This is a genomic window from Rhodococcus sp. 14-2470-1b (genome assembly GCF_002259415.1).
In the GTDB taxonomy this organism is placed as follows: domain Bacteria; phylum Actinomycetota; class Actinomycetes; order Mycobacteriales; family Mycobacteriaceae; genus Rhodococcoides.
On the sequence record NZ_NPFY01000011.1, the window covers coordinates 565,451 to 582,729 of the forward strand.

The 17,279-nt window shown below is 64.6% G+C and carries 15 protein-coding genes; 9 read left to right on the forward strand and 6 right to left on the reverse strand.

Features of this window, described 5'->3' with window-relative positions:
- Positions 1-49 precede the first annotated feature (49 nt).
- Positions 50-3,823, forward strand: coding sequence for a hypothetical protein (locus tag CH293_RS09700; protein WP_094720069.1), 3,774 nt, complete (start codon positions 50-52; stop codon positions 3,821-3,823).
- Between the two features lie 43 nt (positions 3,824-3,866).
- On the opposite strand, the gene CH293_RS09705 is transcribed toward CH293_RS09700, so the two are convergent.
- The 3 genes from CH293_RS09705 to CH293_RS09715 form a co-directional block, all read right to left on the reverse strand.
- On the reverse strand, positions 3,867-4,265 hold the full coding sequence (locus CH293_RS09705) for a response regulator transcription factor (protein ID WP_037109786.1): 399 nt from the start codon (positions 4,263-4,265) through the stop codon (positions 3,867-3,869).
- Between the two features lie 169 nt (positions 4,266-4,434).
- A complete protein-coding gene (locus CH293_RS09710; RefSeq protein ID WP_176459964.1) occupies positions 4,435-5,118 on the reverse strand; it encodes a response regulator in 684 nt (227 codons plus the stop codon).
- 218 nt (positions 5,119-5,336) lie between these two features.
- Positions 5,337-6,692, reverse strand: coding sequence for a glycosyltransferase family 87 protein (locus CH293_RS09715; protein ID WP_094720067.1), 1,356 nt, complete (start codon positions 6,690-6,692; stop codon positions 5,337-5,339).
- 229 nt (positions 6,693-6,921) lie between these two features.
- Here CH293_RS09715 and rpsF point away from each other — a divergent pair, with 229 nt between their 5' ends.
- The 6 genes from rpsF (at position 6,922) to dnaB (ending at position 13,227) form a co-directional block, all read left to right on the forward strand.
- Entirely contained in the window at positions 6,922-7,209 is a 288-nt protein-coding gene (gene rpsF, locus CH293_RS09720; RefSeq protein ID WP_026347802.1) for a 30S ribosomal protein S6, read from the forward strand.
- A 58-nt stretch (positions 7,210-7,267) separates the two neighbouring features.
- Positions 7,268-7,807 carry a single-stranded DNA-binding protein gene (locus CH293_RS09725; RefSeq protein WP_019665160.1) on the forward strand — a complete coding sequence of 180 codons (540 nt, stop codon included), beginning with the start codon at positions 7,268-7,270 and terminating at the stop codon, positions 7,805-7,807.
- A 43-nt stretch (positions 7,808-7,850) separates the two neighbouring features.
- Positions 7,851-8,093, forward strand: coding sequence for a 30S ribosomal protein S18 (rpsR, locus tag CH293_RS09730; protein ID WP_019665161.1), 243 nt, complete (start codon positions 7,851-7,853; stop codon positions 8,091-8,093).
- Positions 8,094-8,109: 16 nt separating this feature from the next.
- The gene (rplI, locus tag CH293_RS09735; RefSeq protein ID WP_019665162.1) at positions 8,110-8,565 is read left to right on the forward strand and encodes a 50S ribosomal protein L9; all 456 of its coding nucleotides are present in this window, start codon (positions 8,110-8,112) and stop codon (positions 8,563-8,565) included.
- Between the two features lie 314 nt (positions 8,566-8,879).
- Positions 8,880-11,066 carry a SulP family inorganic anion transporter gene (locus CH293_RS09740; RefSeq protein WP_369597560.1) on the forward strand — a complete coding sequence of 729 codons (2,187 nt, stop codon included), beginning with the start codon at positions 8,880-8,882 and terminating at the stop codon, positions 11,064-11,066.
- Between the two features lie 763 nt (positions 11,067-11,829).
- Positions 11,830-13,227, forward strand: a complete 1,398-nt coding sequence (dnaB, locus tag CH293_RS09745; RefSeq protein ID WP_027498586.1) for a replicative DNA helicase — start codon at positions 11,830-11,832, stop codon at positions 13,225-13,227.
- A gap of 16 nt (positions 13,228-13,243) precedes the next feature.
- Here the strand turns inward: dnaB and CH293_RS09750 are convergent, their stop codons facing one another.
- Positions 13,244-13,930 (reverse strand): methyltransferase domain-containing protein, encoded by a 687-nt coding sequence (locus tag CH293_RS09750; RefSeq protein ID WP_094720065.1) that lies wholly within the window; start codon positions 13,928-13,930, stop codon positions 13,244-13,246.
- A gap of 282 nt (positions 13,931-14,212) precedes the next feature.
- Positions 14,213-14,824: an NAD(P)H-dependent oxidoreductase gene (locus tag CH293_RS09755; RefSeq protein WP_094720064.1), complete on the reverse strand. Its 612-nt coding sequence runs from the start codon at positions 14,822-14,824 to the stop codon at positions 14,213-14,215.
- A 79-nt stretch (positions 14,825-14,903) separates the two neighbouring features.
- Between CH293_RS09755 and CH293_RS09760 the strand changes: the two genes are divergently transcribed.
- Positions 14,904-15,488, forward strand: a complete 585-nt coding sequence (locus CH293_RS09760; RefSeq protein WP_037109774.1) for a TetR/AcrR family transcriptional regulator — start codon at positions 14,904-14,906, stop codon at positions 15,486-15,488.
- 83 nt (positions 15,489-15,571) lie between these two features.
- Positions 15,572-15,979: a glyoxalase superfamily protein gene (locus CH293_RS09765; RefSeq protein ID WP_255122783.1), complete on the forward strand. Its 408-nt coding sequence runs from the start codon at positions 15,572-15,574 to the stop codon at positions 15,977-15,979.
- Between the two features lie 18 nt (positions 15,980-15,997).
- Here CH293_RS09765 and CH293_RS09770 read toward each other — a convergent pair whose 3' ends face one another.
- The gene (locus tag CH293_RS09770) at positions 15,998-17,218 is read right to left on the reverse strand and encodes an ATP-binding protein (protein WP_094720062.1); all 1,221 of its coding nucleotides are present in this window, start codon (positions 17,216-17,218) and stop codon (positions 15,998-16,000) included.
- Positions 17,219-17,279: the final 61 nt, after the last annotated feature.

A 17,279-nucleotide genomic window follows, 5' to 3' on the forward strand; every position in this document is an offset into this window, starting at 1 on the left:
GAACCCGCTTCGACCACCGTAAAACCGACCGTTCGCTTATAGTTCCGCCATGACAGCGGTGCAGCCCGATCCCCGCACCATCACCACCAAGGCCGAACTGACCGCAGGCCTGCGCTCGGTGCGGGAGAACTCGGGCAAGACGTATCGAGAACTGGTGAAGCTGTCCGGTGCCCTCCACGGCACCATCAGCGGATGGTTCTCCGGCCAACACCTTCCGATGGACGCCAGCGCCGACATGTTCGACAGGGTCCTCCGCGAGTGCGGCGTCGGCGACGCGGACGAACGCGCTCTGTGGTGGGACGCCGTCGTCCGGGTGCGACCCGCGTCGGGCAAGCGCCCCGACCGCAGCCGGGCGCCGTACAAGGGCCTCGAATCGTTCGAGGCGTCGGACGCGGAATGGTTCTTCGGGCGGTCCGACGTCGTCGCCGAGCTCAGCGAGAAGGTACGTCGCGTCGCCGACGACGGGGGCGGGGTCGTCTTCGTCCTCGGGGCGTCGGGATCGGGTAAGTCGTCGGTACTGCGGGCGGGCTTGGCGGCATCGCTCGGCGGCGCCGGGGTGAACGGTGCTCGGGTGCACACGGGACTGTCCGGCATCGAAGCCTGGGTGGCGACGGCAACCACGAGTTTCGATCCGACGGACCGAACGGACGGCAGTGTCGTGGTCCTTGACCAGGTCGAGGAGTTGTGGACGCTCGCCGGCTCGGATCGGCGGCACGCCGTTCTGGCTGCGGTGCAGCTGAAGGTTGTGGCGGGTGCCGTCGTCGTGATGGGTCTGCGCGCCGACTTCTATCAGAACGCGGTGGCCGAGGACGTCCTGAGGCTCGGCCTCGTCGACAATCCGATCGTGCTCGGTCGCCTTCGTCCGGACCAGCTGCGTGACGCCATCGTCGAGCCCGCGCGCAAGGCCGGAATCGGCGTCGACGACGCACTGCTTCGGACCTTGTTGTCCGAGATGGAGCCGTCGGGCACGGTGTTCGCCCACGATCAGGGTGCACTCCCGATGCTGTCGCACGCACTGCTCGCGACGTGGTCGACCGCGACGGGTCCGACGATGACCGTCGACGACTACTTCTCCACCGGCGGGATACCGGGGGCTGTCGGCCAGTCCGCCGAGGCCGTCTACTCGTCCCTCGACCCGGCTCAGCAGAACGCCGCCGCCCTGGTCTTCGTGCGATTGGTCAACATCGAGGACGACGTCCTGACGCGTCGACGCGTGGACAGCGGTGAACTTCTCCGCGGGGAAGGCACCGACGCCGACGTCGACGTGGTGGTGGAGCGTTTCGCAGCGGCGCGTCTGCTCACCGTCGAGGAGGACTCGGTATCGGTGACACACGAGGTACTGCTGACGGCATGGGATCGGCTTCGCCGGTGGATCGACGGTGACCGGCAGTGGCATCTGGTGCATCGGCGCCTCACCGACGCTGCGGTGCTGTGGGATCACAGTGGGCGCGATTCGACGGTGCTTCTGCCCGCGAGTCGCCTCGATGCCCTGCACGATTCGCTCGCCGAGGGCGATCGGGAGGGCGACCTCAACGTCGTCGAACGGGACTATCTCGCCGCGAGCGAGAGGCGAGTCGATCACACCGAGTCTCAGCGGCGCCGGCGTCGGAGAGTGCTCGAGGTGTTGACGGCGGCGCTGGCAGTGCTGACGGTCGTGGCGGTGGTGTCGGCGGTGGTCGCGTTCTCGGCGAGCAGCGATGCCGACGACAGGCGTGTCGAGGCCGAAGCAGCGTTGGCGGGTCAGTTGGCGGGCTCGGCCGAGCGGTTCCGCACGCTCGACCCGGGCCTGTCGGTGCATCTGGCACTTGCCGCGTACGAGATCGATCCGGCGACGGCGGCGAGATCGGCGCTGCTCGACGCGTCCGCGGTGCATGCTCCCGTCCGGCTTCCCGGCGTATCGGGCGAGACCGTTGCCCGAGTCGATTCCACCGGTCAGATTCTCGCCGCTGCGGGCGCCGACGGTACGGTCCGGTTGTGGTCGCTCGGTGCACCGGCTCGGGCTCGCGGGACCATCGATGTCGGGGAACCGGGCAGCGCGCTCACCGTCGAGTTCGCGCCGACGAGCCGGACTCTCGCGGTATCGGGTGCGTCGGGAACAAGCCTGTGGGACATCGCCGACGTCGATTCGCCGGTGCTCCTGTCAGCCGTCGGCGACGAGGCGACGACGGCGAAATCGATGGCATTCGCTCCCGACGGATCGTCGTTGGCCCTGGTGTCCGGCGACGGTGCCGTCTCGGTGTGGAACGTGGCCGACCCGGCGGCGCCCACTCTCGCCGTCGTTCCGGCGACGTCGGTCCCGGTGAATGCCGTGGCGTTCTCGCCCGACGGAACGGCGCTGGTCACGGCGGGCAAGGCTCGTGGGTTGCAGGTGTGGGAGATGCCGGCGCTGACCACGACGTCCTTCGAGATTCCGTCGGACGGCGGCACCTACGACTACCTGTCGGTGACGTACTCCCCGGACGGTCGCACGATCGCTGCAGGAACGACAGGTCGAGACGTGGCGCGTTGGACCGTCGAACCCGGTGGTCGCCTCGCCGGACAGACACCGCTGACCGGCTTCACCAGTTACGTCAACGACGTGGCATTCGACGGCACCGGATCGGAACTCGCCGCCGTCAGTTCCGACAACTCGATCAAGACGTGGGACGCCGCGACGGGTGTTCTACGTGAAACATTGCCGGGATCGACGGTGGTCATGTCGGTCGACTACGCACCGGACGATTCCGCTCTGATCACGGCGGGGCAGGACGGGGTCACCCGCGTGTGGCCGCTGCCGGGACCGGTGATGCCAGGACAGACCGACACGGTCTTCATCAACCCGACGGACGGCAGCGGAACACGAGTCCTCGCCGGCGTCGGTTCGCGCGGCGACGGCCTCAGGCTGTGGGATGTCACAGATCCGGACCGACCGATCGTGTCCGAGCGCCCGCTGTCCCCGACCACCGGCGACCCGCTGACGGGTGCGGCGGCACTGTCGTGGGACGGATCGTTGGCCGCAGGCGGCACATCGTCGGGAGCGTTCCAACTGTGGGACGTCCGGGCGCCGCAGAATCCGATTCCGCTCGGCACCCCGCACGCCGCCGTCGACTCGCTCGTAGGCGTGTTGGTCTTCACCCGTACCGGTGATCTGCTGGCCGTGTCCCCGCAGAACACACCTGACGTCGAACTCTGGGACGTTCGCGATCCGTCACGGCCCACACGGCTGTCCGGCTTCGACGTCGGCAAAAATCCGCAGGTCATGGCCTTCAGTCCGGACGGACGAACTCTGGCTGTTCCGACGCTGAACGACGAAGTCGAACTGTGGAACGTCAGCGACCCGGCGGCCCCGGTCAAGGTGTCGACCGTCGCGGGCTTCTCCGGCGACGCGCAAGCAACAGCGTTCTCACCCGACGGGCGAATGCTCGCCGCGGGCAGTGCGGACCACACGCTCCGGCTGTGGGACGTCGCCGATCCGACGACCCCGCGCCACGTCGCCCAGATCGTCGGTCCGCGGGAGGCGGTGTATTCGGTGGCGTTCGATCCGAGTGGCACCAGACTCGTTGCAGGCGTCGACGGTCAGTCGATGTGGATGTGGGACATCTCCGACCCGTTCGATCCGACGACGTTCGCCACGCTGACCGCCTACGGCAACCGCGTCAACGACGCCGTGTTCACCGCCGGCGGCGCCGCAGTGATCGGCGGTGGACCGGAGAAGGACCTACGAGTGTGGCGGACCGATCCCGAGGACGTGGTCGAAAGGATCTGCGCCGGTGGAGGATCGACGATCACCCGGGAGGAATGGGATCAGTATCTCCCGGGATCGCCGTTCCGGGAGCTGTGCTGATTCGTGAGCTGTGCTGATTCGTGAGCTCGGCAGACGGTGGGCGTCAGAGATCGGCGATGTCGATCAGGCCGTCCTGCAGGGCACGGGCAACGAGTGACGCCTTGGTGGACGCAGTACGGCCGACAGCGGCGTACTTCGCGCGAATACGAGTGAGATGAGTGTTGACGGTTCCCAGCGACAGGAACAGCGACTTCGCGACCTCGACCTTGGAGTCGCACTTGATCCAGCCGGTGAGCACCTCGATCTCGCGCTGGGTGAGCATGGGCCGAGGGAGAAACGGTCCGGTTGCGCGCGATCCGCCGGTCGGAGGCAGCTGGATGGGCGGTGGGACGAGAGACATGGTCCGTCGCGGGACTGCGGTGCCGAGCCCGCTGCCCGTACTCGAGGCCGAAGCGTCGAAGGCTGAAGCGTCGAAAGCTGAGGCGTCGATGCTGACTGTCATGTGAATTCTCCCCGAGGTTCCAGCGGTTGTGGTCTGGCACAACCATTCGCGTAAATGATCTTCACAGTTGACTGCCAGGTTTGTCTGCCCTGAAAACTAGGGGCATTGAAACGACAACCATGTACACGGCGTGCACTGTGACCGAGATGACGCACAGGCGCGGTGGCCGTCAATTCTGGTTCGGTGGCTCCGGCATCGGGAGCCAGCCGTCTTCGACCGCCCGCTTGTAGAGATCGGTCTTGGTCGGTGCGGGCCTGCCTGCCTCGGCGTACTTGTTTCGGATACGCACGAGGTAGTCGTTGACCGTCTGCTCGGACAACCCGGCCAGCCGGGCGACGCGAGCAGCTTTCTCCCCGGACGCGTACAGCGCCAAGACTTCGCGTTGGCGTGGGCTGAGTCCGACGTCGGGAAGATGCGGATCGCCGTCGATGGCCGCGGCCCAATCGGTCGTGACCACCTGGCCGCCCGCCGCTGCCCGGCGAATGGCCGACACGATCGCGGCGGCGGGTTCCGACTTACGGACGACGCCGAGCACGCCCGCCCTCGCAGCGGAGCGTACGAGGAACGGGTTCTCGGCACCGGTGTAGACGAGGACCTGCACGCCGACGGAGTGCAGCTTCTCGACGTTGGACCTCGGTGAGGAACCGTCGCCCAGCCGAAGATCGAGGACGACGAGATCCAGCCGCTGGCCGAGTCCGACGAGCTCGTCGACGGTGGTGGTCACGGCGACGAGCTCGAGATTGGCTTCGCCGGACAGAATCGCGCGGAGACCGACCGCGACGGACTCGTGATCCTCGACCAGGCCGATCCGTCGGCGAGCTGTCGTGGTGTCGCGCACTGTGTCGGCGACCATCGACGTCGGCGCTGATTGCTGTACTGCCACTGGCTGCGTCGCTGTCGACGGCCGCGTCTCTGCCGCGATGTGCGGTGTCGTCGCCCCCGGAACCACTGTCATTGCCCCACCTCTGATGTTTCAACCGAGGTGAACTCGGCTGCCTGAGTCGAATGTCGAACAACGCGACCGGTTCGTTACGTCAGTGGTGTGGAACGGGGAGAAGTCAGGGAGCTCGGTCAGGGAGCAGCGGATGTCGACGTCGTCGACGAGGCGGGAACGTCGGGCGCCGGGACGTCGCTGCCGGAACGGGACGCATCGAAGCGCGGCCGCGCTCGCGCGAACACGAAGAACGCAACGACCAGCAGTACGGCGCGACCCCACACACCGAATTCGACGAAGAATTCCTCGGTGCCTGCATCGGTGCCCTGGGCGAGCGCGGCAAAGTATCGGAAGACGCCGATGCCCATCGACAGATCGGCCACCAGGTAGGCGGCGACCAGAGCCCACGGGACCCGGAGCAGTACGAAGAACGGGATGAGCCACAACGTGTACTGAGGCGAATGGACCTTGTGGAGCAGCAGAAATCCGCACAGCATCGATCCGCTGACAGCCACCCACGGATACACGTGCTCGGTACTCGCGCGTCGCACACCGATCCACAGCGCAAGACCGAACGCCGCGAACACCAGAAGGGGCGACAGGATGTCGACGGTGTTCTGGAACGCGGTCTCGGCTTGCTCGTGACTTTCCGCCGTCATCGCGTCGGTCACCCACAGTTGCCGCAGACCCCAGTACCAGATCGAGTTCGTGGTGATGTCGGCTTGTCGCAGACTCTGGAACGCGAACGAGGCCTTCCAGCCCTCGTATCCGAGGACCGCGAAGGGAAGGTTGACGACGACGACGGTCGCTGCCGCGGCGGCCAGCACGGACAGCGCGCCGCGGATGTCCAGCTTGGTTCCAGGCACTCGGCCCGTCGCACCGCCGTACGCGACGTAGGCGGCGAGCGGGAGAACGAAGGCGCCTGGGTACAGCTTGAGACAGAAACCCACTCCCAGCAGTACCGCCGCGAGAACAGCCTTCACCCGCAACGACATCCGCATGCTCATCACGAACACTGCGCCGACGGCCGTCGCGACCACCGGCAGTTCCCAGTTGTGGAACGCGTACATGATCAACGGCGGACCCACCGACCACAGCAATGCGGACTTCCCCGCCAGTCGGCCCAGCATCCACGCCGTGATCAGCCCGAACGGCGCGAGAAGCAGAGCCGTGTAGAGCAGGAACTCGGCGTCGGTGTGGGCCGGTACTGCGCCGAGCCACATCAACACCCCGCTCAGCACGGGGTACTCGACCGTTCCACCCGTCAACACTCCGTTGGAGGTGATCGCACCGTGAAGGTAGGGGAACACGTGGTTGTCGATGTCGCGGCCGAGCCACAGGAACTGAATGTCCGAGTAGCAGACCCAACTGTCCTTGACGGCGTCGAACGTCGTGCTCCGGCCGTTGTCGTAGAACGGCGCCACGGCACATCTGGCCTTGTTGAGGTAGCCGAGAATCAACGTCAGCGCACAGGACGCGACCAGGACGATCATCGTCGACGTCGACGCGGCGGCCGATGGCAGGCGACGCCCACGAGACGACCGTCCACCTGGATGCATGAGGTAAGCCTAGGACGAGCCGAGGCGGTCGTCGGAACCGTCGTCTGATTTCGCAGGTCAGGGCATGGCCGTGTACCCTCCAAGGGTTGCTGACGCAACGACCCTCCTGCCACGGATCGTCCGTGGCCGTTTTCACTCAGTCCACAGGAGGTGATGAGGTCTTATGCGTCATTACGAATTGATGGTCATTCTCGACCCCAATCTGGACGAGCGCACTGTCGCTCCGTCGCTCGATACGTTCCTCAACGTCGTTCGCAAGGACGGCGGCAGCGTCGACAAGGTCGACGTCTGGGGCAAGCGTCGTCTGGCCTACGAGATCGCCAAGCACGCCGAGGGCATCTACGCCGTTGTGAACATCAACGCCGCGCCTGCCACCGTCAGCGAGCTCGACCGCCAGCTCGGACTCAACGAGTCCGTTCTGCGCACGAAGGTCCTGCGACAGGGCAAGTAATTGTCGTTGCTCGCCTCTAGGCTGGCATCAACAAAGACTTACTACTGAAAGAGGAACCATGGCAGGCGAGACCGTCATCACCGTCGTCGGGAACTTGACGGCAGATCCAGAACTTCGTTTCACCCCGGCCGGTGCGGCCGTGGCCAACTTCACCGTTGCGTCCACACCGCGCACGTTCGACCGTCAGTCCAACGAATGGAAAGACGGAGACGCACTCTTCATGCGCTGCAACATCTGGCGTGAAGCTGCGGAGAACGTGGCCGAGAGCTTGACCCGAGGGGCACGCGTCGTCGTGACCGGCAGGCTCAGGCAGCGTTCGTACGAAACGCGTGAAGGCGAGAAGCGGACTGTTGTCGAGCTCGAAGTCGACGAGATCGGTCCTTCGCTTCGCTACGCCACCGCCAAGGTCAACAAAGCCAATCGTGGTGGAGGTGGCGGAGGCGGCGGCTTCGGTGGTTCCTCGGGTGGATCGGGCGGCGGACGCTCGAACTCCAACTCGGGATCGAATTCCGGTGGAGACGACCCTTGGGGCAGTGCCCCGCAGGCGTCGGGCTCCTTCGGTGGGTCTCGCGGTGGGGACGACGAGCCTCCGTTCTAGATCCTTCGTGATCGAGAACAATCAGACGTAACGGAGAAAGACCATGCCGAAACCGCCATTGCGCGACAAGGTGCTCAAGAAGAAGGCGTGTTCCTTCTGCAAGGAAAAGAACACACAGATCGACTACAAGGACACGACGCTGCTGCGTAAGTACGTCAGCGACCGCGGAAAGATCCGCGCGCGTCGAGTCACCGGCAACTGCGTCCAGCATCAGCGTGACGTGGCCGTTGCCGTGAAGAACTCGCGTGAGGTAGCTCTGCTGCCTTACGCCGCGACGGCACGATAAGAAAGGAGCGATCATCATGAAGCTGATCCTCACCGCTGATGTGGACAACCTCGGTGCGCCCGGCGACACCGTAGAGGTCAAGGACGGATACGGCCGCAACTTCCTGCTGCCCCGTGGACTGGCCATTCAGGCCACCCGCGGAGCTCAGAAGCAGGTCGAAGGCATCCGCCGCGCTCAGGAAGCTCGCGCCGTTCGCGGCCTCGAGCACGCCAACGAGCTCAAGCAGGCCATCGAAGGCCTCGAGTCGGTTTCTCTGTCGGTCAAGACCGCAGGTGACTCGGGCAAGCTGTTCGGCTCCGTAACGGCCTCGGACGTCGCGTCTGCCATCAAGGCAGCCGGCGGACCGGTCGTCGACAAGCGCAGCATCGATCTCCCCAAGGCTCACATCAAGGCAACGGGCAAGCACGACGTCGTCGTGAACCTGCACCCCGATGTGGCTGCGAAGTTCAAGCTGGAGGTCGTCGGAAGCTGATTCAAGCTTCTGGCCCGATACGGCTGGGAAAAGCCCCACGAACCTTGGTTCGTGGGGCTTTTTTCGTGGTTTGTCACAAAAAATACACTGCGGCAACGGTTTTCAATTGTGAGGAGGCTCTCATCGCGGGCGTGTGACCGAAGGTTTGCGTACCCTTTAACGAGGGGCGACAGAAGCACACAGATGTGCGTACGCGACACGCAAACGACCGACCAGACGCCTAGACGCCCGGAGGAACTGCCGTGACCACGACAGTCGACAAAGATTCATCGGACAGCGAGTCATCAACGAAGGGGTCCGAGTCTCCATCTCGGATCGGGAGCATTCTGAAATTCGACGTACCGGCATCGCTGGTCGTATTCCTTGTGGCGGTGCCACTTTCGATCGGTATCGCAGTTGCATCGGGTGCGCCCGTGATGGCCGGACTGATCGCAGCCGTGATCGGCGGCATTCTCGCCGGCGCACTGGGTGGATCGCCGCTGCAGGTCAGTGGGCCGGCCGCAGGTCTGACCGTGGTGGTGGCCGAGCTCGTCAATCAATTCGGTTGGGCCGTAACGTGCCTCATCACCGTTGGTGCAGGTGCGGTCCAGATCCTGTTGGGTCTGAGCCGAATTGCCCGCCACGCGCTGGCCATCTCACCGGTGGTGGTGCATGCCATGCTTGCCGGAATCGGTGTAACCATTGCGCTGCAACAGATTCACGTTCTGCTCGGTGGTGAATCCGAGAGCTCGGCGGTCGAGAATCTGCTGGCCATCCCCACGTCGGTTGCCGACGGCCAGTGGCCGTCCATCCTCGTCGGTGGCGTCGTCATCGCGTTGATGTTGCTGTGGCCGAGGCTGCCGGGCGCAGTGGCGAAGGTGCCCGGTGCGCTCGTGGCTGTCGTAGCGGCTACCGGCTTGTCCGTCGTTCTCGATCTGAACGTCGAACGAATCGACCTGCCAGGCAACCTGATCGAGGCGTTGAGCCTCCCCGCGCTTCCCGAAGGCCAGTGGGCAGGCGTTGCCACCGGTGTTCTGACCATTGCACTGATCGCCAGCGTGGAGAGCTTGCTGTCCGCCGTCGCGGTGGACAAGATGCACACCGGACCGCGCACCAACTTCGACCGCGAACTGCTCGGGCAGGGTGCGGCCAACATGGTCTCCGGCGCCGCAGGTGGTCTCCCCGTCACCGGTGTGATCGTGCGCAGTTCCACCAACGTCAAGGCCGGAGCCAAGTCGCGTGCGTCGGCGATCCTGCACGGTCTGTGGATCCTGGTCTTCTCCGTTCTCTTCATCTCGGTCGTCGAACTGGTTCCGTTCGCCGCACTCGCCGGTCTGCTGGTCATGATCGGTGTACAGCTGATCAAGTTGGCGGACATCAGGATTGCCCGCAAGACGGGTGACATCGCGGTGTACGCGGTCACCGTTCTCGGCGTGGTCGCACTGAACCTGCTCGAGGGCGTGCTCATCGGATTGGCGCTCGCCATCTTCCTGGTTCTGCGACGCGTCGTGTGGGCGCACGTGCACGCCGACGAGACAGTCGACGGTTCCTGGCGTGTACACATGCAAGGTTCGCTGAGCTTCCTGTCGCTTCCTCGCCTGACCCACGTATTGTCCTCCGTACCAAGCGGTTCCAAAGTCAACATGGAACTCGCCGTCGACTTCCTCGACCACGCAGTGCACGAACATCTGCACGAATGGGTGCGTCAGCACGAACTCGGTGGCGGCACGGTGCAGATCGAAGAGAACGGATCCGCCTCGCTCGCAGCCGCAGCCGAAGCACCGCCGAAGCGCGGACTCGCAAGCGTCCGTGGCTCGTTGGCCCCGTGGTCGGCATGGCAGCTGAAGGAAGACAGTGCGGTCGACGACAACCCACCCGCACTGCGACCGGTCCTGTCCGGCGTCGCCGAGTACCACCGGACACACGCGGAGGCCATCAAACCCCACCTGCAGGGTCTCACCGAATTCCAGGACCCGGACACGTTCTTCCTGTGCTGCGTCGACTCGCGGGTCATGCCCAACACCATCACCAGCAGCGGACCGGGCGACCTCTTCACGGTGCGGAACATGGGCAACATGATTCCGGCACAGGGTCAGGACACCTCGGTGGAAGCCTCGCTCGCCTACGGAGTCGACGTCCTCGGCACCAGCTCCGTCGTCGTCTGCGGTCACTCCGGCTGTGGTGCGATGAAAGCTGTCCTCGCCGGACCGGACAAAGCAGGCGACGAACGCGTCGTCGAATGGCTCGAACACGGCCTCGCAAGCCTAGAGGCCTACCGCAGCGGTCACCCCGTCGGACGCGCAGCCGCAGAACTCGGCTTCTCCGAAGGCGACCAACTCGCCATGGTCAACGTCGCCGTGCAGCTGCAGACCCTCACGCGACACCGCGTCGTCGGCCGCGCCTCCGCAGAGGGCAAACTGCGGGTCACAGGGCTCTTCTTCGACATCCCCACCGCCCGCGTCCTCCAAATCAGCACCAAGGACATCACCGTCCTCGATGCAGCCGAGGCTCAGCCCGTCTAACCCGCTCGGCCCGTCTAACCCGCTCGGCCCTCGGGCCGTTGTCCCGTCCCACGCTCCACGCCCCCATTTCGGACCGAATGTACCGTCCGGTCACTCAGAGTGACCGAACGCCACATTGGGTCCGGATGGGGGCGTGTGTGGTTGGCCCGGCTTCGTGAGCGAACGTGCCGTTTGGTCCGTCTGACTGACTGGAGCTCACTTTCGGTCCGGGGCGGGGACGGTGCGGTGCACGGCGGGGTGTTACGGGCGGAGTGGGGTGGAGTGGGCGGGTGCAGAATCGGGAGGAATGCGGCGAAACCGGGCTGACGCCTGGTTTTGTGAGTGTTCCCAGACACTGTGACGTGAATCACTGGTTTGTTCACTTCGCATTTACTCAACACGCCCGAGTTGTCAACTTGGGCGACACGCCGCGCAATAATTCATACACAGGACAGAAAGTTTATGTACACCCTTTGAGCTGGCGAAATGGTCGATATTCGGAAAGTTATACCCAGGTTATCCCCAGATGGTCAACACGGTTGTTCAGCACTATCCACATTCGATCCACAGTTTCATCCACAGGCTGTGTTGTGACGGGAAACGATTACGCCTAACGTCCCAGCAGCGTGTCTCCACCGGCAGAAGGGGTGACGCACGGAAGCGCCCGATCGCTGGTGCGCGTGCGGGATTCTTGTCGGTGGCGAGGGGTAGAAATTGTGTCGGTACGTAGTCGTGCGGTAGTCGGCTGCGAGGTTTCGTACGGGGAAAGGACGGTCGACTTCACGTGGCAGTTGTGGACGATCGAGGGCAATCGGACTACTCCTCCGAGCCGCCGCCCAGTGAAGCCCCGGGCGAAGATTTCGGTCGTCAACCCCCACAGGACATGGCTGCGGAGCAGTCGGTGCTGGGCGGCATGCTCCTCAGCAAGGACGCCATCGCCGACGTGCTCGAGGTGCTCCGTCCCGGCGATTTCTACCGCCCGGCGCATCAGAGCGTGTACGACGCCATTCTCGACCTCTACAGCCGTGGAGAGCCCGCTGACCCGGTGACTGTCTCGGCGGAGCTGGATCGTCGCGGTGACCTGAAGCGGATCGGGGGTCCTCCGTACTTGATCACGCTCACGCAGACTGTTCCTACTGCGGCGAACGCCGGTTATTACGCGGAGATCGTGGCCGAGAAGTCGATCCTGCGCAGGCTCGTGCAGGCCGGCACTCGCATCGTGCAGTTCGGGTACGCGGGTTCGGACGGCCAGGACGTCGCCGAGGTCGTGGATCGTGCGCAGGCAGAGGTGTACGAGGTCACCGAGCGTCGTACCTCCGAGGACTTCCTCCCTCTGGAGGAGCTGCTGCAGCCGACGATGGACGAGATCGACTCCATCGCCAGTCGCGGCGGTATCTCCCTCGGTGTGCCCACCGGATTCGCCGAACTCGACGAAATCACGAACGGTCTTCACCCTGGTCAGATGATCATCGTCGCGGCGAGGCCTGGTGTGGGCAAATCGACCCTGAGTATGGATTTCATGCGGTCGTGCTCGATCAAGCACGGTATGCCCAGTGTCATTTTCTCGCTGGAGATGAGCCGCACCGAGATCGTGATGCGTCTGCTGTCGGCGGAGGCCAAGATCAAGCTCGGTGACATGCGTTCGGGAAAGATGACGGACGACGACTGGACCAAGCTTGCTCGACGGATGAGCGAGATCAGCGAGGCGCCGCTGTTCGTCGACGACTCCCCCAACCTGACGATGATGGAGATTCGCGCCAAAGCTCGGCGTCTGAAGCAGCGCAACGGTCTGAAGTTGATTGTCGTGGACTACCTTCAGCTGATGTCGTCGGGCAAGAAGGTTGAGTCGCGTCAGCAGGAAGTCTCGGACTTCTCCCGTCAGCTCAAACTTCTCGCCAAGGAACTCGAATGCCCGGTGGTTGCCGTGTGTCAGCTCAACCGTGGTCCTGAGCAGCGCACCGACAAGAAGCCGATGGTGTCCGACCTCCGTGAGTCCGGATCGCTCGAGCAGGACGCCGACATGGTGATCCTCCTGCACCGCCCCGACGCCATCGAGCGCGACGACCCCCGTGGCGGCGAGGCCGACCTCATTCTGGGTAAGCACCGTAACGGTCCGACGGCGACCATCACGGTGGCTCACCAGCTGCACCTGTCGCGTTTCGTGGACATGGCGAGGGGCTGATCGCCGCGCTGGGTGTCTAGCCGGATGGGCCGTGGTGGCACACGAGCATCTGTGTGGCGCCCCGTTGGAACTCGTAGTCGACGTCTGCTGTGCGGCAGTGAATGTTTCGGTTGCGCAGTTCGTCGAGCAACTCGACGAGCCGAGGATAGGGCTCCGACGACCCGACCGGGACGAGCGGAAATATTCGCAGCTCGTGGGACGTGACTCGCATGAGTTCGACGATCGTGTCGAGGTGGAACGTGACGTCGAGGCTGTCGGCGTAGCTGAACAGTAGGTGGGAGCTGAGCACCAGATCGAAGCTGGCATCGCTGAACGGCAACGACGGTAGCCGCCCGGGAACGTACCGGCCGGGGTGCCGCTCTATATCGGCCGAAAACTGTTGCGCAGCGGTGTGTCTGGCGAGTCGGTGTTCGTCGGGTCCAGCGAAGAACGTCCATGCGTAGTGGTCGGCGTGCGCGAGTACGTATGCGTGCCCGCGATCAGTCTCGGACAGTGCAACGGACGCGAGTTCCTCCGGGTCGTCCGCGAAATACGCCACGTCGCAGGCTGTTACGTCGCCTCCGCGGTCGGTTGCCTCGCAGGTGAACCCGGAGGCGCCCGCAGGGCAGTCGAGGATGCGACGGGACAGATCGGAGTCGGTCAGGCCGAACATCGCACGATATTCGTCGAACGATCTGGCGGTCATCACTACGTCGAGGGTCATGGGGTGGTCCTCTCGGGATGGGGGCCACCTCGGGCGTCGACCACGAACGCGATGTGCAGGTGAGAATCGTCGGCCGACATGAGGCGGCCGAAGGAGTGCACAGGTCAGGGCCGCGGGTTCAGGGCCGCCACCGAAGCTGTACGAACGTGGTCACCTGATCAGTGAAACACATCAGCCCGTGAAAGGGCCCGACACGGATTGCTCGATACGCGGCCGAATCGGCGGATCCCGTCGAACAGGCGAAGTATCGGGCAATTCATGCCGCTGCCCAGCCCCTGACCCCTATGCATCGACGGTGGCACGCCCTGACACTCGGGTTGCAATAGCGTCGGCGATGACGTTCACCTCGGCAGCAAGGGTTTCGCGACTCTTGGTTTCGGATTCGTGGAGGAAGGTCGAGGATCCGAGTGTTGCGCCGACGTATTCGACGATGCCGCGCTCGATCTGGATGGCGAAGGCTTGGTCGATGCCGTGGCGCCCGAAGCTGTCGGCGTCGTCGGCTGCGACGGCGACGAGGTGCATGGTGAGTCGACCCAGTTTCTTGACGAACCCGGTGTCGGGGCTGTCGTCGAAGGCCCATCCGTTGATGAACACGCGGTCGATCCAGCCTTTCAGCTGAGCGGGCATGGACCACCAGTACATGGGGAAGACGAGGACGAGGTGGTCCGCACGGTCGACGCGGGCCTGCTCGGACGCTATATCGGCGCCCACGGTTCCGGTTCCGCGGAAGAGGTCCAGGTCGGCCCGGGTGAAGCGGGGGTCGAAGTTCTCGGCGGCGAGGTCTGCGAACTCCACCGTGTCGCCCGCGTCGACGAGCGCGTCGATGGTCGAACGTGCGACGTGGTGGGTGAGGGAGTTCGGGTCGGAATGGGAGACTACGACGAGGCTGCTCACGGAGATCCTTTCGTTGGGCGAAGAACGCTATGTACCAAAGGTAGGTTACTGTTGGTACATAGCGCAAGGAGGTGTGTGGATGGCTCGGACCAGGTTGTCGCGTGCCGAGAGGTACGACCAATTGATCGAGGTGTCGTGGGCGCTCGTCCGCGCAGAGGGCGCCGACGCCCTCACTCTCGGCCGGCTCGCGGAACGGGCGGGAGTTGCAAAACCCGTGGTGTACAGCCATTTTGCCTCCAGAGCAGTGCTGTTGGCCGCGCTCTTCCAGGAGTTCGACGACCGTCAGGCGGCCATGCTCGAGGAGTACCTCGACAACGCAGAAGCGACGCTCGACGGCCGGGCCGCGGCCATTGCCAACTCGTACGTCGGGTGCGCGCTCGCGCAGGGCCGCGAACTCACCGGAGTACTCGCTGCCCTGGAAGGATCTCCGGAGCTGGAACAGGTCAAACGCGCTGCAGACCAGGCTTATTCGCAACGATGCCGCGAGATTCTCGCCCCGTTCGTCCAGTCGTCGACGGGGGTGTCCGTACCCTCGATCACCGCGATTTTCGGCGCGGCAGAGGCGCTGTCTCGTGCGGCGGTGACGGGTGACCTGTCCCCGGATCAGGCCACGGGTGAACTGGCCGAGACCATCGTCGCCGTCGCCGGCAGGAGCGGGGCATAGAGCGGGCGGATTCCCGCGCTCGACGTGACATGCCGAGAAGCTTGTACTGTTGTCTCGGCGACGCGAACGTGAGGTGAGTGCACGTGAAGTGGAAGAAACGGCCCGCTGACGCAGGCATCGCTCTGGGCCCGAGCATCCCGATTCTTCGCATGTTCGACGACGCGGCTACGCGCGCGTTCTACATCGATTATCTGGGTTACGACGTGGAGTGGGAGCACAGGTTCGAGCCCGGGATGCCGTTGTACATGAGGGTTCGTCGTTCCGGTTCGGTGCTCGATCTGTCGGAGCATCATGGAGATGGAACACCGGGGACTGTCGTGTGGATTCCGGTTGAGGACATTCGGGCGTTCCATCGGCAGCTCGACGCCGCCGAGTATCGGTCGATGCGGCCGGGTCTGGACACCGATGCGCCGGGTGGGCCGACGGTGACCGTGATCGATCCGTCGTCGAACGTGCTGCGTTTCTGCCAAGTAGAGGACCCGGACGAGTAATTCGACCGGTGACACCGTTCACGGGTCGTAGCGTCGTCGGCGCTGTTTGCGGGCAGGTACTTCCAGTGTCGGCATCGTTCGTAGCAGAAAACTCTCGAAGTGCGGTGTGGTGAAGACCGATTCGTTGTTCTTCGTGATGTGCAGCAGCCCTCTGTTCACCAGTCCCGCTCGCGTCTCCGCGCACTGCGCGACGGTGCGTTCGAGGGCTCGTGCGGTGTCGATCTCGGCGGGAGCATCAACGACGGCGCGCAGGTATGCGAGGTCCAATTCGCCGACACGAGGGAGGTTTCGGCGGAAGAATGTCTTGTCCACGAACTTTTGGTATTCGGGGACGGCGGTCTCGACGTCGGCCTCCGTGACGGCGTCACTATCCTGCGCGTCCCAGACGACGAATCCGAGGGCGTGCAGCAACGCCGGAAATCGCCCGGTGATCGTCGACGCGGCCAGGACCGCTCCGTCCGTCCACGACCCTCCGCTGCGCAGCGTCGCGGCGGCATCGGCGTCGGCGAGAGCGCCGAGAACCGGGAATTCGAACAGGCGGTCCGCGCGCGATCGAACCTCGTCCACTGTCGGTCGGTTCGGCGGCTGCGCGCCCTCTGGTATCTCGTCGACGGGATCGGTGAGCCCTGCACCGACGACCGTGAGCGGCAGTTCGCGAAGGTAGCAACGATGGAACGCGTCGATCAGTGCGGAGAGCTGTGCCGAGGTGAGCCGCTGTAGCTCGTCGATCACGAAGACGATGCCTGTGTCGTGGGCACGCGCGGCCTCTCCCAGCGCCAGGAAGGTCGCCGTCGTGTCCGCGGCCAACTGTCCGGTGTCGGCTGCTCCGGGCGTCGTCTCGGTCCAATCCGCGGTGAGGGGACTGCTCGGTCCGAGCACGGAGGCGAACGAGCCGAGCACACCGGACGCTCTTTTGGCCTCCGATCCCCAGTGCCCGCGCGCGGACACGGCCAGCAGGGCACTGCGGCATTCGAAGGCCAGTTGTCGTCGGAATCCGTCGTCGTCTCGTCGGACCGCATCGATGTCGACGATCGCCCATCGTCTCGACCGCGCGATCGAGACGTACTCGCGAAGCAGTACGGTCTTACCGGTGCCGCGCATGCCGGTGATCAGCTGCGATCGTGCAGTGTAACCGCGTTCGAGGCCGTCGAGCAGAGTGATGAACGCCGATCGGTACTTCTCGCGTCCCGCCAGTTCCCCCGGCACCTCGCCCGACTCGGGTGTGTAGGGATTGTTCATAGGAAGAGTTATATGGGCACTCGGCAGGTAAGTACATCGCTGCGAGAAACTCTGTGACATG

Coding starts and splice junctions, on each gene's coding strand:
- rpsF (WP_026347802.1), top strand. CDS start 6,922: ATGCGTCATTACGAATTGATGGTCATTCTCGACCCCAATCTGGACGAG.
- rplI (WP_019665162.1), top strand. CDS start 8,110: ATGAAGCTGATCCTCACCGCTGATGTGGACAACCTCGGTGCGCCCGGC.
- rpsR (WP_019665161.1), top strand. CDS start 7,851: ATGCCGAAACCGCCATTGCGCGACAAGGTGCTCAAGAAGAAGGCGTGT.
- CH293_RS09710 (WP_176459964.1), bottom strand. CDS start 5,118: ATGGTCGCCGACACAGTGCGCGACACCACGACAGCTCGCCGACGGATC.
- CH293_RS09705 (WP_037109786.1), bottom strand. CDS start 4,265: ATGACAGTCAGCATCGACGCCTCAGCTTTCGACGCTTCAGCCTTCGAC.
- CH293_RS09760 (WP_037109774.1), top strand. CDS start 14,904: ATGGCTCGGACCAGGTTGTCGCGTGCCGAGAGGTACGACCAATTGATC.
- CH293_RS09700 (WP_094720069.1), top strand. CDS start 50: ATGACAGCGGTGCAGCCCGATCCCCGCACCATCACCACCAAGGCCGAA.
- CH293_RS09750 (WP_094720065.1), bottom strand. CDS start 13,930: ATGACCCTCGACGTAGTGATGACCGCCAGATCGTTCGACGAATATCGT.
- CH293_RS09715 (WP_094720067.1), bottom strand. CDS start 6,692: ATGATCGTCCTGGTCGCGTCCTGTGCGCTGACGTTGATTCTCGGCTAC.
- CH293_RS09770 (WP_094720062.1), bottom strand. CDS start 17,218: ATGAACAATCCCTACACACCCGAGTCGGGCGAGGTGCCGGGGGAACTG.
- CH293_RS09725 (WP_019665160.1), top strand. CDS start 7,268: ATGGCAGGCGAGACCGTCATCACCGTCGTCGGGAACTTGACGGCAGAT.